Below are 15,246 nucleotides of genomic sequence, written 5' to 3' on the forward strand. Positions count from 1 at the left end.
CTCAATGTATCATGCTTTCTTGCAGAAATCTTACTTTTCCGAAAGGATTGGAAGGCAGATGTTGATCTGGGTGTAAATACCCTTTTCGGAACTGGCAGATAAACCGATGCCAAGCCTGCCGCATATTTTTTTACAGAGATACAGCCCCATGCCTGTGGAACGGCGGTTTTCTCTGCCGTTTCTCCCTGTAAATCCCTTCTCAAAGATCCTTGGCAGATCTTCCGGCGAGATGCCGCATCCATTGTCACGGACCTGGAGCAGCAGTTTATCCCCCGGTGTTTCCCTGCCGTCCCATATACCGGATTCTTTTCCGTTCAAGACCAGCCAGGAGATGGTTATCCGGAGAACTTCACCCGGCTTTTGATAGGTGACCGCATTATAGATGATCTGATTTAAGACAAACAGAAGCGCCTTTTCGTCCGCATAGACTCCGGGTATTGTATCCGGAATATCCAGGGAGACCCTGTTTTGTATCAAAAGCTGCTTGTTTAAGGATAAGCATTCCCGGATAACGTCCCCGGTATTTACTTTCTGTATCATAAAATCCGAGTGGGCGCTTTCACTCCTGCCGAAATACAGGATCTGCTCCAGCAGATGATTCATCTTTTCAAGTTCCAAAAGTACAGCTCTGTTTTCCCGGTTTTTCTCTCTCCCGGCAATCAGGGAGACTACGGATATGGGCTGTTTCATATCATGTACATAAGTTTCCAGCCTCTCCCGGTATTCCATCTGTACCCTTCTGGCCTCCTCCGTCTCCTCCAGCATGGATTTTGTACATTCTTTTAAAAGGCAGTAATAACCTGCTTCCTCCCAAGAACCTGCACCCTTCCATACCTGGGGAAAAAGATACTTTTCATCCAGGCTTTCCATTAGGACTGCCATTTTATGAAAATAGTTTCTCTTTCTGTAAAAATGCAGCAGGTTCCAGAGGAGCAGACTGCCCATATAGGCCAGAACCAGGGGCAGAAGCTGTACCCAGGTAATGCCAAGAGCCCGCAGATATAAAGAGGCCGCACACAGGCAGATCACCTGCACAAGTACAGGAACTGCCTGCTGCCGCCAATACATCCGCCCGTTCATATGAGATACCCCTGTCCGTACCGGGTCTGAATAAGATCACCGGCATCCAATTCCTTTAATTTCCCCCTGAGGCGGGTCATATGGACACTCAGCGTATTGTCATCAATAAAAACCTGATCATCCCATAATTCTTCTATAAAATCCACCCTCTTGATCACTTCACCCGGACGGGCAAACAGACAGGCCAAGAGCAGGGTCTCCTGCCTGGTCAGCATGACTTCCCTGCCGCCCCGGCACAGTTTTCCCTTGGCCGGCAGAAGGCGGAAGTCCTGCCACAGGACTTCTCTCTCCGGTCCCGCATCGGGATAACTGCGTCTTAAAAGTGCTTCAATCCGGGCCAGCAGTATGGGCATTTTGTAAGGTTTTCGGACAAAGTCGTCCCCACCCATGGTCATGCCGTACAGCTCATCCATATCTGTATCCCTGCTGGTAAGGAATATAACAGGGATGTCGGAAAAGCGCCGGATGCTCCTGCAGATCTCATACCCGTCCCTGCCCGGAAGTGTGACATCTAAAAGCACAAGATGTACCTCCCCCTTTTGCACGATCTCCTCTGCAGTATCAAAGTTTTCGGGCATAACAACCTCATATCCATGGCTTTCCAAATCCCTGGAGAGTTCCCTGCCAAGTACCGCATCATCCTCAACTACCAGAAGTTTCATCCGCTGTATCTCCTTCCTGCTGCTCCCGGAACGTTTTCAGTATGGCCCGCGCCACACAGAGGCCGTTTGCGGACGCCTGCATCAGCCCTCTGGTGATGGATGCGCCGTCCCCCATGGAGCGCAGCCCTTTGATATTTGTCTCAAATTCCGTATCTACCAAAACCCTATTGGAATAAAATTTGACCTCCACACCATAGAGCAGGGTCTCATCACTTGCAATTCCCGGTGTCACCTTGTCCAGCGCTTCTATCATCTCCACCACTGCCACCATGATCCTGTGGGGGAATACCAGGGACAGATCCCCGGGAACCGCATCTTTCAGCGTGGGGATTATATTGTTCCGGGTAAGCCTCTCTGCCGTGGTCCTTCTGCCTCTCTTGAAATCGCCGTATCTCTGCAGCAGAATCTTCCCGTCACTCAGCATATTTCCAAGCTGCGCAATATGTTTGCCGTACTCAATGGGTGAGCGGAAAGGCTCTGTGAAATTTTTGGAGACAAGCAGGGCAAAATTGGTGTTGTGTGTCTTTTTGTCTTTGGACTTATAGGCATGGCCATTTACCACGGCAAGACCGTTCTCATAGTATTCCGCGGAAACTTCGCCGGATGGGTTTGTGCAGAACACCCGCACCTTGTCATCAAACGTAGGCGTGTAGTAAACCAGTTTTGCCTCATACAGTTTTTCATTGAGCGCTTTCATGATCTCATCCCGGACTTCAACACGGACCCCCACGTCCACGGTTCCGTTTCTTGTCTCAATATGATGCCCGCTGCAAACGCCTGCAAACCACTCCGATCCTTCCCGCCCTACGCCTGCGGCAATCTGGGGTGCGTAGAAGGTCTCCTGTTTATCTGTCACAACGCCTTTCACCCTGCCCTCTTCAATAAGGATATCCTTCACCATAGTCATGAACAGGATTTCCACCCCTTCAGCCAGCAGATGCTCCTGCAGGCGTGTATAGATCTTATACCCTTCCTCTGTGCCTAAATGGCGTATGGGGCACTCAATCAGCTTTAGATTGGCGCGGATCGCTTTTGTGCGGAGCTCAGAGATAGCTGCCCGGTCATCGGTTCCGTATACCTTCCGGTCGGCTCCAAACTTCAGATAGATGTCATCTGCCTCGTGAATCAGTTCCTCCGCCTTTTCATATCCCAGGATATCCGGAAGCGTGCCTCCCACATCCGGTGAAAGGGAGAGCTTTCCGTCTGAAAATGCTCCGGCCCCTGCAAATCCCGTAGTGATGGAACAGGGGACACAGCCTGCGCAGACATTGGTGGTACGCTTTGGACAGCGGCGTTTTTCTATGCATCTGCCTTTTTCTATCATCAGCACTTTTAGCTGCGGATCTTGGCGTTTCAGCTCATAGGCACAGAAGATTCCCGAAGGACCTGCGCCGATAATGATCACATCATATTTTTTATCCATATTCTGCCTTCCTTCTATTCAGCTGCCACAGTCGCCAGATGGGAACAGGCTCCCATTTGGCCCGTTTCTGTCATTATATCATACTAATGCAAAGTCCTACAATCCCTGTGCCGATCATTACTGCGATAGGATTTATCTTCCATTTTCTCAATACGAACAGAGAACACAAAAAAATTGCCGCTGCTGTCCAGTCTGCGGTTCTGATCTCGGATATCACAGAGGTACCTGTAAAAGACAAAAGAAGGATCGTCACGGCAGCAGATATGATCAGGCCAAGAGAGGCTGCCTTCAGGCCGCTCAGTAGTTCCATGATATACTCTGACTTCTGAAAGCGTTGAAACAGCTTGTACAAAAAAGCAGAAATACTGATGCCGGATATGACGCATCCGAATGTTGCCAGTACCGCTCCCGGTATCCCTGCAATCTGTATGCCGATAAAAGTGGAAGTATTCACAGCCAGAGGCCCGGGTGTCATCTGCGATATGGTGATAATATCCGTAAAGGTCTTCTGGGAAACCCATGAAAACCGCTCCACCACCTGTTCCTGGATCATAGGGATGATGGCATACCCTCCCCCGATACTGAACAGCCCTATCTGGAAAAAGGTCACTGCAAGCCGGATAAGCTTACCCATATATCTCACCTCTCTTTCTAAACCACACACGTCCGGCACAAAGGCCGCAGCACACCAAAAGAATCATGGCAATGTTGGTATCCGTCAGAAAACTTATGGAAAACACTGCAGCCGTCATGGTACTCAGAAAAAGGGAGCGCTCCCCCAGTACGGCACGGGTCATATCCACCACAAAATCCACGATCAGAGCCGCAACACCTGCCTGCATCCCTTTGAGCACAGCAGCTATCACGGTATTGGCGGCCACCGCGGCATACCAATTTGAAACAATTGCCAGAATGACCAGAGGCGGGATGACGGAACAGATGCCGCTGATAACAAGCCCGGCCATTCCCGCTGCCCGGTATCCTGCCAGGGATGCCATATTGACAGCAATGGCCCCTGGGGTAGACTGGGCAATGGCTGCCATGCGGATCAGTTCTTCCTCATCAAAGAGCTTTCTTTTCTGTACAAAATATTTCCGTATCATAGGTACCACCACATAGCCGCCGCCAAATGTAAAGGCACTGATAAACAGATTGATGTACGCCAGCCACAGGCAAAGCTTTATTTTTTCTCTCATTTCTATATCCTCCCTGAAAGAATAGTATAACGCTTGTATATCAATCTGTAAAACGATATAATATTGTAATAATCATTAATTTTATTCATGATAGATCAGGAGGAAACTACTATGATGACCCTGCGCCATCTCTATATATTCAAGGCGGTAACAGAGACTAAAAATTTCACAAAGGCTGCCCAGAGGTTATACATCACCCAGTCCGCGGTCTCCCATGCGGTAAGGGAACTGGAGGAATATGCCGGGACTCCGCTGTTTGACAGACTCTCCAAACGGGTCCAGCTCACCAGAAGCGGGGAACTTCTCCTGGATGAGATCCTGCCCGTGCTGGCTGCCTGTGAATCCCTTGACGGCCGCATAAAAAATCTGGAAGAACAGGCCCCTATCCATCTGGTATCCAGTATCACCATAGCGATCCACTGGCTTCCCAAAATACTGGCGGATTTCAAAAGGCAGTGGCCCAAAGTGACTGTTCAGGTGGAGGTCGTAAGCGCCGCCAATGCACTGGAGACGCTGCGAAAGGGAAAAGCCGATTTCGCCCTGTTGGAGGGTTCCGTTCCTCAGGGTCCCTTTTCCCATGCCTCCTTTGACAGATATTCTCTGCAGATGGTGTGCTCCCCCCAATATCCCTGCGCTTGTACATCTATGGATATGGAATCTTTCTGTTCGGAAAATCTGCTGCTGCGTGAAACGGGAAGTGCCATCCGCGATGTACTGGACAGCACGCTTCTTTTGTCAGGCCACAGCATACGCCCGCTGTGGGTCAGTGTCAATTCCCCTGCCCTGATCGAAGCGGCAAAAGCAGGACTGGGAATAGCCGTTCTTCCCCACATTCTGGTCAAAAATGATCTGGAGAAGGGTTCCCTTATCTCCCTGGATGTGAAAGGCCTTTCCCTGGAAAATGAACTTTTTGCTGTGTGGCATAAGGATAAATATCTGCCTGCGCCGCAAAAAGCCCTGCTGTCCTGTATCATACCCACTGATACGCACGAAGCTCTGGGGGAAGTTTCCCTTGACAGTTTGTAACCACGTGTCTATAATGTACTTATACAGTAAGTACACCATAAAACAGAAAGGACAGGATACATGGAAATCATTATCAGCAGCAACACAAGCAAACCCATCTATGAACAGATCACATCACAGATAAAGGCCCTGATAATGAGCGGTGAATTAAAGACCGGTGATCCGATTCCATCCATGCGGGCCCTGGCAAAATCTCTGCATGTGAGTGTCATTACGGTTCAGAAAGCTTATGAGGATTTACAGAGGGACGGTTTTATAGAGACAACCATAGGCCGCGGAAGTTTTGTGGCAGCGCAGAACAAAGATTTTTATCAGGAAGAGCAGCAGCGCCAGGCTGAGGAACACCTGCAGGCAGCTGCTGATATCGGACGCACAAGCGGGATCCCGCTCAGTAAGCTGATTGAGCTTTTATCTATTTTTTATCAGGAGGAAGAATAATATGGAACCTATTTTACAGGTGGAGAATCTCACGAAGCAGTATCCCGGGTTTACTCTGGATCATATTTCTTTCTCGGTTCCCAGGGGTACCATTGTGGGGTTGATCGGGGAAAATGGCGCAGGCAAAAGCACTACACTGAAAGCAATACTGGATTTGATCCGCAAAGATGACGGGACAGTCTGTCTTTTCGGCCAGGAACTGACAGAAGACAGAAAAGACATAAAAGAGGATATTGGGGTGGTATTTGACGGGATTCATTTTCACGAAACCCTTACACCCAAAAAAGTGGAAAAGATCTCCGAGGCAGCCTATAAGCAGTGGGATCCCCAGGTGTACCAATCCTATCTGAGGCAGTTTGCACTTCCTGCAGATAAAGAGATCAAAACCTTTTCAAAGGGTATGAAAATGAAGCTCAGCATTGCCGTGGCACTCTCACATGACCCCAAACTGCTCATACTGGATGAAGCCACAAGCGGACTTGACCCGGTTATGCGTGATGACATTTTAGATGTATTTATGGATTTTGTCCAGGACGAAAGCCATTCCATACTGATGTCTTCCCATATCACCACAGACCTGGAAAAAATAGCGGATTATATTACGTTTATACATAAGGGAAAGATCATTTTTGACAAAAGCAAAGACGAACTGATTTACGATTACGGTATTATCCGCTGCAATTCTTCCCAGTTTGAAAAGCTGGACAAAGAAGATATCCTTGCCTGCCGAAAGAGAGATTACCAGTGGGATGTCCTGGTAGCCAACAAGGAGAAAGCAGCGCGCAAATACAAAGATTATGTTATAGACCATGCAGCCATTGACGATATACTACTGTTATATGTGAAGGGGGATGTCTTATCATGAAAAGTTTGATCATTAAAGATGTATACAATATTTTACATAATATGAAATCCCTGTTTTTGATGCTTTTTGTTTTTCTCTTTCTCATACTCCCCAAAGGCGGTGCGGCGGCTTACGCCATCACCTGCTGTATCCTATGCGCCATGATGATCGTCACCACCTTCAGCTTTGATGAGAATGCAAAATGGGAAAAATATGCCATGGTCATGCCGGTTTCCAGAAAAGACCTTGTCTTGAGCAAGTTTGTCGTTCTTCTTTTTTTCTGCATCTTCGGCATGGTATTCGGCGGGATCCTGGGAATCGCAGGCAGCACGATCATGGGAAAATTCCATATCTTCTCCCTGACAGAATGGCTGGAGCTTTTATGCGTCTGCCTTGCAGGAATGGTTATCTCCTTCTTTTTAGGCAGTATGGTCATTCCTCTGCTTTTTCGATTCGGAGCCGAAAAAGCACGCGCTCTTATGCTGGCCGCCTTTTTGCTTCCTGTACTCCTGTGTTCCGGTCTGTATTTTTTGCTGAGAAGTCTGGGTGTGATACTGACAGATACCGTTATTCTTACCCTCATCTGTGCTTCCCCCCTTGTGCTGATCCTATGGACCGCAGTTATGTACCGGATAAGCCTACGCATTTTCAAAAACACTGAATTCTGATTCCTCTATCCCCCTGAAACAGCAGCGGCCTGCCGGTTTCAGGGGGATATTTTTACAGGTATTCCGCAGTAATGCCGGTGCCGGATGCTTTCAGCTTTTCCGGTGTCCCCTCAAATATGACAACGCCCCCCTTATCCCCTCCCTCGGGGCCAAGGTCGATGACCCAGTCACTGTTTCTGATCACCTGCTGGTTATGTTCAACCACAACCACGGTATTTCCCGCATCAGCCAGCCGGTCAAGCAGTGCCAGAAAATGCTCAATATCCTTTGGATGCAGGCCTGTGGTGGGTTCATCCATGAGATACAGACACTTTTTTTGACCGCGGTTCCCGATCAATTCCTTTGCAAGCTTCAGCCGTTGTCCTTCACCGCCGGATAAGGTGGTCAGAGGCTGGCCAAGCTGCAGATAGCCAAGTCCCACATCCTGTAACAGAGCCAAAATCCCCGTGATCTTTTTATGGCCTTCAAAGACTTCACAGGCCTCCTCCACGGACAGATCCAGAATATCTTTGATAGAATACTCCCTGTACGTCACAGCCAGCACTTCTCTGTTAAAACGGTTTCCGTTGCAGACCGGGCATATGACTTCTGTATCAGCAAAAAACAGCATATTATTCTCCACATACCCAAGCCCTTCACAGTTTTCACATCTGCCGCCGGATGTGTTGAAAGAAAAATATTTTGCCGAAAAGCCGGCGCTTTTTGCCTGCTCCGTCCTGGCAAATACTGTCCGGATCTCCGTATAGACTTCTGAAAATGTAGCCACGTTGGACCGTTTCATCCTGGCAGATGCTGACTGGTCTATCTCTGCAATCTGCTCAAATCTGTCAAGTCCCGAAACCCGGTTATGCGTCCCATCCGGCTTCCCCTTTGCCAGCACCTCAAAAATAAGCGTCGATTTTCCGGAACCTGAAGGTCCTGTGACCGAGACAATACAGCCTGTGGGGATATCCACGGATATATGCTTTAAATTATAGGTATCTGCATTTTCAATGTGTATTGCCCCGTCAGGAACTCTGTATTTCGACCTGCCCGGCTGAGGCGCCAGAAAGTATCTTCCTGTCACAGAGGCGCTCTGCCGCATAAGGTCAGCCATGGTTCCTGCTGCGATCACCTCACCGCCATATTTTCCCGCACCCGGACCCATATCAATGACGTAGTCCGCGCCTGACATGACATCCACATCGTGTTCAATGACAAGGACTGTATTTCCCATGTCACGGAGTCTTTCCAGAATATCCATCAGCCCTTTTGTATCTTTTGGGTGAAGTCCTGCTGTGGGCTCATCCAGGATATATATGATCCCGGAGAGTTCAGAATCCAGGGCCGCTGCCAGACGCAGCCGCTGCATCTCCCCTCCGGACAGAGTGATGATCTGGCGGTCCAGGGAGAGATATCCAAGTCCCGTCTTTATAAAACGGCTAAGTTTTGTCTCTATGTCCGTCAGATAATCCTCCACCAATTCTTTTTCCTGATTTGTAAGGGAATCCCCCAGCTCCTGTATCCATGTGTATAATTTTTCAAGGGAAAACCGGGATATCTCCGGGAGACGGATTCCATGCACGGTTACCTTCCGGCTCAATTCCCCCAGCCGCTCCCCTTTACAATCGGGACATTCCACCACATCAAAATAATCTCCAAGCTGCTTTGTATCCCCGTTTTTCTCTGCAAGACGCCTCCGCAATATGGGGTATACGCCTTCAAATTTGCCCAGAGAAACACTTTTGGGCGGCTCACGATCAGGGAAAAACGCTTGTACCGCACTGCTGTCTGCCCCTTCATAGAAAATCGCTTTCTGTTCTCTGCTAAACTGCTGTACCGGCAAAGTGATGTCCTGTTTTAGTCCATAGTGGGCAAATGCTTTTTGTAGTACGGATGACTGGTATTTTCCATATTGTTTTTCAAAGTAACGAACAGCCCCTTCCTCCGGGGACAACGTTTCATCCACTACCTGCTCTTTTTTTATGGTATGTACTCTGCCAAGCCCTTCACAGGCGGGACATGCGCCTTCCCTGGTATTAAAAGAAAAATAGGTGCGTGTGATCTTATCCATTCTCCTGCCGCACCGGCTGCAGTACATATAGACATAAAAATCGTTTCCTATTTTCTCTGTTTCCTCCTTACAGTCAGCGGAGGAGATCACCTGGCCGCAGTGGGGGCAGGTTCTCACACCCAGCTTTTCATATATCATCCGCAGGTCTGTGTAAACATCCGTCATGGTTCCCACTGTGGAGCGGGGATTGCGGTTCATGGCGGTTTGAAGGATCACTATGGCGGGGGATGCCCCCTGTATCCGCCCCACCTTCGGTTTACGGATCCCTTGTAAAGCCATGGCTTCCAGGTACTGCCTTTGGCACTCATGAAACAGAACGTCAATCAACAGTGTGGACTTCCCGGAACCCGATAGCCCTGTGAAGACTACCAGTTTATTTTTCGGTATTTCCAGTGAAATATTTTTCAGACATCCCTCATGAGCGTCTGTGATCTTAATGCAGTTCATATATGCTCCTTTCATAACTGTCCAGTACCCTCACAGTTACAGGCAAAAATCCATGCAGAATCGCCTTTGGCGATGGGATTTTTGCTTGGCCGTGGTACACTTTCTTACGGTCAGCGCAGTGCATGCGCAGACCTACTGAACAGTTACCTCCTTTCAAACAATAGAAAGCGCGCTGGGCAAACTTCTACTGTCATGAATAAAAATATAGATATTTTAAATGTTTTTCTGTATACTGATACCATAAGGAAACGATTCAAAGGCGGTGATAACATTGACAGAAAACCGTTTGGGAAAACAGCCTCTGAAGAGTCTGCTGCTCACCATGTGTACCCAGACCACATTTTCACTGATATTATACAGTATGTACGGCCTGACCGACGCCTTCTATGTATCCCGGGGTGTAGGGGGATACGCCAGCGCAGCCGTTGGGGTCTTCTCCCCTGTCACTGTCCTGATCGGGGGGATCACCACCACGGTCGGCACAGGGACCGGTTCTGTCCTTTCAAGAAAACTGGGAGCAAAAGAACAGGAAAAAGCTGCGGATGCCGTTGGCTGCATGTTCTTTCTCTGGATCGTCTGCGCCGGACTGATCACCTTTGTGGGTTTAAGCCTGTTTGAGCCGCTTATAAGACTTTTGGGGGCTGCCGGGCAGATACTCCCCTACATACGGGATTACGGCAAGATTTTGCTGGCGGGAACTCTGATCAGCACCGGATTCTCCGGCGTCATGCGGGCAAATGGAGATATCTCCTACTCCACCCTGCAGTGGTCCCTTCCCGTCTTGCTGAATATGGTGCTGGACCCTATCTTTATCTATGTTTTCCACATGGGGATTTCCGGAGCTGCTCTGGCAACCCTGGTTTCCCAGATGGTTTCCATGCTTACCAGCCTGTATTACTTTTTCATCAGGAAGAAGACACCGTGCCGTATTTCCATACGCCACATCCGTTTTCACAGAGCCCTTGCAGGGGAGATCATCTCAGTGGGCCTGCCTTCCTTTTTAAATAATCTGGGCAGCAGCCTGATCATCACGGTATTTAACCACATGCTGAGTGCAGCAGGCGGCGCTATGGCACTTGGAGCCTACGCTATTTTAAGCCGTATCACTTCTGTCCTCTTTACTCCGTTTACTGGCATCATGCAGGGGATACAGCCTATCATCGGCTACAATTACGGGGACAGAAACTATAAAAGAGTACGGGACACCGTCCGCTGTGCTTTTCTGGCAGACTTTGTCTATGGCCTTGCCATCACACTTTTTTCCCTTGCCGGGGCAGGCCTGGTCTTCCGTCTTTTTACCAGCCGGGAAGAAATCCGTATGATCGGAATGCAGGCCCTACGGATCCTAAGTCTTTCCTTCTGCGTAAAAGGCTTTGTCCAGACTGCTGCAGCATATTTCCAGTCCACCGGAAATGCACGGACGGCATTTCTGCTCTCCGTTGGAAGCATTTGTTTTATCCAGCTTCCCCTCCTGCTGGCTGCAGGCCTTCTGGGAAATATAACCTTTCTCTTTACTGCCTGTGTCGTAAGTGACCTTGTGGCCGCTGCCTGGGCAGTTAGGATATACAAAAAAATAAATTGTGAGGTAATAATATGATAAGTATGACGAAAAACACACAGTCCCGGGAAACCCTGCTGCAAATGGCACAGAAAGCCTTTCCCGGTGAGACCTGCACCAAGATCCGGGAACTGACCGAAGGCTATTTCAATGTGGCATCCCTTCTGCTTTTTGACAGCGGCCGGGAAAGTGTCCTAAAAATTCCCCCTCCAAAAGATGCCCGCATTATGTCTTATAAAAAAAACATTATGTATAGCGAGGTAACCGCCATGAGGCTTGCTGCCCAAAAGACGGATGTGCCTGTGGCAGAGATCCTCTTTTTTGATGACAGTCTTACCCTGTGCAGTTCCCCCTACTTCTTCATGGAAAAGCTGGAGGGAAGCAGCCTGTCCTCATTGGGAGACTCAGTACCGGACGCTGTTAAAAAGAAGATCCGTAGAGATACCGGAATGCTGAACCGGAAAATAAACAACATCACCGGAGAATCCTTTGGCTATATCGGCCAGCCTCTTATGCAGGACAAGAACTGGTATACCGTATTTGGCCGCATGATGGACATGGCATTCTCAGATGCAGAAGCCATGTCCGTAGATTTAAAGATCTCTGTGCCTCTGTTAAAGCGCTATCTTGAAAACAGCAGGACCGTGTTTGAACAGGTTACGGTTCCCTGCCTGGTGCACTGGGACTTATGGGACGGCAATATATTCGTAAAAAACAGCAGTATCACCGGCCTGATCGACTGGGAACGCAGCCTGTGGGCAGACCCTTTGATGGAAGTGGGGTTCCGCACCTACGGACAGGACCCTGATTTCTTCTCCGGTTACGGCAGGGAAACTTTATCTTCCCAGGAATATCTTCGGGCGCTCTGGTATGATATCTATCTAATGGTACTGGTTGCCCAGGAGTACACCTACAGACAATATGAAACCACTCAAATGTATGACTGGTCCACCGGAATACTTACTGATAAATTTGCAGAATTAAGTCAGTATTATACCCGGAACGCTAAATCGTAATGACCCGGGTGGCACAGCGGCTCCCAAAGTCCTTATCATGCTCCACCAGCAGCATGGTGGGCGCGTACTCCAGGATCAGATTCTCGATCTGCATTCTGGAGAATATATCAATATAGTTCATTGGCTCGTCCCAGATGTAGAGGTGGGCGGGTTTCAGAAGGCTGGATGCTATGAGAACTTTCTTTTTCTGGCCTTCTGAATACTCTTCCATATTCTTTTCAAACTGTGTCCTTTCAAGATCCAGCTTACGAAGCACAGCCCGGAACAGGCTGCCGTCTATGCATTCCCGCTCCATATACGCATTAAGGCTCCCCCTTAAGAAAGAGGTATCCTGGTTAATATAGGAGATTTCCAGTCCTGATGCCAGTTCATGCTGTCCCCGGATGCACAGGTTCTCCACACCCGGAACGCTGATTCCGGCATCCTGCAGAATCATTTTCAGGACACTGGATTTTCCGCATCCGTTTTTTCCCTGCAGCAAGATCCGCTCTCCGCGTTTCAGTTCCATGCTGAAATGATCCATTACCCGGTTGCTGCCATAAGAGACAGTTACCTCCTTTGCCCTGACATAGGTCTCCTTATGGTGGGTAAGGGGCGTAAGTCTGAGCTGTGCCGGCTGTTCCAGATTTTTTAAAAGCTGTTCCTTATCCCGGATCGCTGTCTGCTGCCTTCGTTCCAGGTTTTTTCTCCTCTGCTGCATACGTCTGGCTTTTTCTCCGATATAAGCCCTTGTGTCAAGAAACCTGTCATGCTCCACCAAAGGATTGAAGCCGATTTTCGAGCGCTCCGCCTTCTCTGCCCAGGCAGAGGCTTTTCTGGCAGATTCCTCCATCTTCTTGATCTCCTGTTTCAGTTTCTCATTTTCAGAGATCTCATACCGGTCCCGTTTCTGCTTATTCTCCCACCAGGAACTGAAATTTCCTTTTTCCACCTCAATCTGGTTCCTCTCCAGTGCCAGCACATGGTCAATACAGGAATCCAACAGCCACCTGTCATGGGATACCAGGATAAATCCCTTTTTCTTTTTCAGATAATCACACAAAAGCTCCCTTGTCTCCAGATCCAGGTGATTGGTGGGTTCATCAATGAGCAGGAAATAACTCTCCCTGGAAAAGAGCACAGCCAGCATGACCTTCGTGCGCTCCCCGTGGCTCAGGGTTTCATACGGGCGGTAGAGGATATCAGCCTCCACACGCAGCAGGTCCAGTTCCCGGCAGATTTTCCACAGCTCATAATCTGGCTGTATGCCTTCTATCACCTCTATGGTGTCATGTCCCATCTCCTCCTCCCTGATCTGAAAAGGAAAATAATCAAATAAGACCGAACTGCTGATACTGCCCCTGTAGGCATACTGTCCCATCAGCAGTCTGAGCAGTGTGGTCTTTCCTTTGCCGTTCCGTCCCATAAGCCCTAATTTCCAATTGGTATCCAAGATAAAGGAAGCCTCACAAAATATGTCATCATAACTTCCGTCATAGCTGAAGGTCAATCCTGATACGCTTATTTTTGCCATAATAAAATCACTCTCCCAGCGGGCGCAGAGACAATGTCTAAGTCTCTGCCGCCATTAAAAAATCGCCTGTTACCAGACGATTTTTATATCCGCGCAAAAATAAAGCCGCTCAGCACAGAAAAAAAGAGGGCTCCTGCGAATATAACCTATCTTCTGATAACATGACAAACATTCGATACGAAATCGTACCGTTCTTCCAGTTTCCACATGTTTTCAAAAAATAGATTATTTTCTCATCGGAGCACCTCTCTTTAAATTCTGAAAACAGCATATCACAGCTGGATACAAATTTCAAGCCTTTTGTAACTTTCATGCTGAATCGCCTTTTTGTATAAAAGCGTTCAGCTTTTACCGATCTGCTCATATACCTTCACTGCATCCTGCACATGATACTGCTTTGTCTCGTGGTTTCCATTGGCATGGGCAGTCACGAGAATATACTCTTTCCCGTCTATCACCGCCAGACTGGCGAGACAGAGTCCAGCATCCTTGGTATACCCTGTTTTTCCTCCCAGTATCTCGCCGCCGTTCACCTGGGCGCTGCTCATCTCCTGGAACATGGTGCTGACAAATATAAATCCCTCGGGATGACAGGCTGATGGACTTGTACTATGTCTGCTGCTGGTAAACACCTGACGGAACGTCTCATTTTCCAGCCCATACCGCAGCAATGTGGAGATATCCCTCACGGTAGAATAATGGTTCTCATCCTGAAGTCCTGTGGAATTGGTAAAATGGGTACCATCCATGCCAAGTTCACCCGCTTTTTCATTCATCATGCCCACAAAAGCCTCCTCCGAACCGGCAATGCGGCCCGCAAGTGTGAGACAGCATTCCGCGCCGGAGGGAAGCAGAACCCCATAAAGCAGATCCATACCTACAGCTTCCTCACCCGGACAAAAGCCGGCCAAAGAGGCCCCTTCCGCGTAAAGCCCCGGAAAAATCCCATCTGGAACCGTTATACTTTCCTGCAGATCCGGAATGTTCTCAACAGCCAAAACTGCTGTCATGATCTTTGTAAGAGATGCAGGATACACCTTTTCATCCGCACCTTTGTCCGCTAGGATCTCCCCTGCCTCCAGGTCCATAAGGACAGCATTTCGGCTGTTCAGTCCGTTCAGGTTTTCCACATCTTTTTGTTCTGTCCGGGAAACAGTCTCCCCTTTGCCCTGACCTAAAACAAAAAACGCGGTAAAACTTATTAAGATCACAGACAGCATAGCTGCCGCTAACATTCTCCTCCTTCTTCTCTGCCTTCTTCTCTGCCTTCCGGTCATCTTCCTGACTGTTGTCCTTCTCTTATCCATCTGTCCGCACATCCT

The 15,246-nt window shown here is 48.7% G+C and carries 14 protein-coding genes; 6 read left to right on the forward strand and 8 right to left on the reverse strand.

From position 1 onward, the window contains the following. Positions 1-30: 30 nt before the first annotated feature. From C6P39_RS23695 to C6P39_RS23715, 5 genes are all read right to left on the reverse strand, one after another. A complete protein-coding gene (locus tag C6P39_RS23695; protein WP_104805407.1) occupies positions 31-1,080 on the reverse strand; it encodes a sensor histidine kinase in 1,050 nt (349 codons plus the stop codon). Then, positions 1,077-1,742 (reverse strand): response regulator transcription factor, encoded by a 666-nt coding sequence (locus C6P39_RS23700; protein WP_104805408.1) that lies wholly within the window; start codon positions 1,740-1,742, stop codon positions 1,077-1,079. Before C6P39_RS23700 ends, C6P39_RS23695 begins: the two co-directional genes overlap by 4 nt. Then, positions 1,723-3,165, reverse strand: coding sequence for an NAD(P)/FAD-dependent oxidoreductase (locus C6P39_RS23705; protein WP_104805409.1), 1,443 nt, complete (start codon positions 3,163-3,165; stop codon positions 1,723-1,725). The genes C6P39_RS23700 and C6P39_RS23705 overlap by 20 nt, the downstream gene beginning before the upstream one ends. Before the next feature lie 73 nt (positions 3,166-3,238). Beyond that, complete coding sequence (locus C6P39_RS23710) at positions 3,239-3,799, reverse strand: chromate transporter (protein WP_104805410.1); 561 nt, start codon at positions 3,797-3,799, stop codon at positions 3,239-3,241. Next, a complete protein-coding gene (locus tag C6P39_RS23715; protein WP_104805411.1) occupies positions 3,792-4,361 on the reverse strand; it encodes a chromate transporter in 570 nt (189 codons plus the stop codon). The genes C6P39_RS23710 and C6P39_RS23715 overlap by 8 nt, the downstream gene beginning before the upstream one ends. A 111-nt stretch (positions 4,362-4,472) precedes the next feature. Between C6P39_RS23715 and C6P39_RS23720 the strand changes: the two genes are divergently transcribed. From C6P39_RS23720 to C6P39_RS23735, 4 genes are read left to right on the forward strand one after another with little or no spacing between them, the layout of a single operon-like run. Then, positions 4,473-5,387 (forward strand): LysR family transcriptional regulator, encoded by a 915-nt coding sequence (locus C6P39_RS23720; RefSeq protein WP_242987118.1) that lies wholly within the window; start codon positions 4,473-4,475, stop codon positions 5,385-5,387. Positions 5,388-5,447: 60 nt separating this feature from the next. Next, entirely contained in the window at positions 5,448-5,825 is a 378-nt protein-coding gene (locus tag C6P39_RS23725) for a GntR family transcriptional regulator (protein WP_095173045.1), read from the forward strand. Between the two features lies 1 nt (position 5,826). After that, on the forward strand, positions 5,827-6,690 hold the full coding sequence (locus tag C6P39_RS23730; protein ID WP_104805412.1) for an ABC transporter ATP-binding protein: 864 nt from the start codon (positions 5,827-5,829) through the stop codon (positions 6,688-6,690). Next, entirely contained in the window at positions 6,687-7,337 is a 651-nt protein-coding gene (locus tag C6P39_RS23735; protein WP_104805413.1) for an ABC-2 transporter permease, read from the forward strand. Before C6P39_RS23730 ends, C6P39_RS23735 begins: the two co-directional genes overlap by 4 nt. A gap of 52 nt (positions 7,338-7,389) precedes the next feature. Here C6P39_RS23735 and C6P39_RS23740 read toward each other — a convergent pair whose 3' ends face one another. Further along, positions 7,390-9,837 carry an ATP-binding cassette domain-containing protein gene (locus C6P39_RS23740; RefSeq protein WP_104805414.1) on the reverse strand — a complete coding sequence of 816 codons (2,448 nt, stop codon included), beginning with the start codon at positions 9,835-9,837 and terminating at the stop codon, positions 7,390-7,392. Positions 9,838-10,108: 271 nt separating this feature from the next. Between C6P39_RS23740 and C6P39_RS23745 the strand changes: the two genes are divergently transcribed. Further along, positions 10,109-11,434, forward strand: a complete 1,326-nt coding sequence (locus C6P39_RS23745; protein WP_104805415.1) for an MATE family efflux transporter — start codon at positions 10,109-10,111, stop codon at positions 11,432-11,434. After that, a complete protein-coding gene (locus tag C6P39_RS23750) occupies positions 11,431-12,411 on the forward strand; it encodes a phosphotransferase family protein (protein WP_104805416.1) in 981 nt (326 codons plus the stop codon). Before C6P39_RS23745 ends, C6P39_RS23750 begins: the two co-directional genes overlap by 4 nt. Here the strand turns inward: C6P39_RS23750 and abc-f are convergent. Continuing rightward, on the reverse strand, positions 12,401-13,924 hold the full coding sequence (gene abc-f, locus C6P39_RS23755) for a ribosomal protection-like ABC-F family protein (protein WP_104805417.1): 1,524 nt from the start codon (positions 13,922-13,924) through the stop codon (positions 12,401-12,403). The genes C6P39_RS23750 and abc-f overlap by 11 nt on opposite strands. A gap of 341 nt (positions 13,925-14,265) precedes the next feature. Next, the gene (locus C6P39_RS23765) at positions 14,266-15,231 is read right to left on the reverse strand and encodes a D-alanyl-D-alanine carboxypeptidase family protein (protein WP_242987119.1); all 966 of its coding nucleotides are present in this window, start codon (positions 15,229-15,231) and stop codon (positions 14,266-14,268) included. Positions 15,232-15,246: the final 15 nt, after the last annotated feature.

The organism is Blautia marasmi (genome assembly GCF_900258535.1).
Lineage (GTDB): Bacteria > Bacillota > Clostridia > Lachnospirales > Lachnospiraceae > Blautia > Blautia hominis.

What these genes read in the sequence shown, in the direction of transcription:
- C6P39_RS23695 (WP_104805407.1), bottom strand. Translation starts at nt 1,080, where the DNA reads ATGAACGGGCGGATGTATTGGCGGCAGCAGGCAGTTCCTGTACTTGTG.
- C6P39_RS23700 (WP_104805408.1), bottom strand. Translation starts at nt 1,742, where the DNA reads ATGAAACTTCTGGTAGTTGAGGATGATGCGGTACTTGGCAGGGAACTC.
- C6P39_RS23705 (WP_104805409.1), bottom strand. Translation starts at nt 3,165, where the DNA reads ATGGATAAAAAATATGATGTGATCATTATCGGCGCAGGTCCTTCGGGA.
- C6P39_RS23710 (WP_104805410.1), bottom strand. Translation starts at nt 3,799, where the DNA reads ATGGGTAAGCTTATCCGGCTTGCAGTGACCTTTTTCCAGATAGGGCTG.
- C6P39_RS23715 (WP_104805411.1), bottom strand. Translation starts at nt 4,361, where the DNA reads ATGAGAGAAAAAATAAAGCTTTGCCTGTGGCTGGCGTACATCAATCTG.
- C6P39_RS23720 (WP_242987118.1), top strand. Translation starts at nt 4,473, where the DNA reads ATGATGACCCTGCGCCATCTCTATATATTCAAGGCGGTAACAGAGACT.
- C6P39_RS23725 (WP_095173045.1), top strand. Translation starts at nt 5,448, where the DNA reads ATGGAAATCATTATCAGCAGCAACACAAGCAAACCCATCTATGAACAG.
- C6P39_RS23730 (WP_104805412.1), top strand. Translation starts at nt 5,827, where the DNA reads ATGGAACCTATTTTACAGGTGGAGAATCTCACGAAGCAGTATCCCGGG.
- C6P39_RS23735 (WP_104805413.1), top strand. Translation starts at nt 6,687, where the DNA reads ATGAAAAGTTTGATCATTAAAGATGTATACAATATTTTACATAATATG.
- C6P39_RS23740 (WP_104805414.1), bottom strand. Translation starts at nt 9,837, where the DNA reads ATGAACTGCATTAAGATCACAGACGCTCATGAGGGATGTCTGAAAAAT.
- C6P39_RS23750 (WP_104805416.1), top strand. Translation starts at nt 11,431, where the DNA reads ATGATAAGTATGACGAAAAACACACAGTCCCGGGAAACCCTGCTGCAA.
- abc-f (WP_104805417.1), bottom strand. Translation starts at nt 13,924, where the DNA reads ATGGCAAAAATAAGCGTATCAGGATTGACCTTCAGCTATGACGGAAGT.
- C6P39_RS23765 (WP_242987119.1), bottom strand. Translation starts at nt 15,231, where the DNA reads ATGGATAAGAGAAGGACAACAGTCAGGAAGATGACCGGAAGGCAGAGA.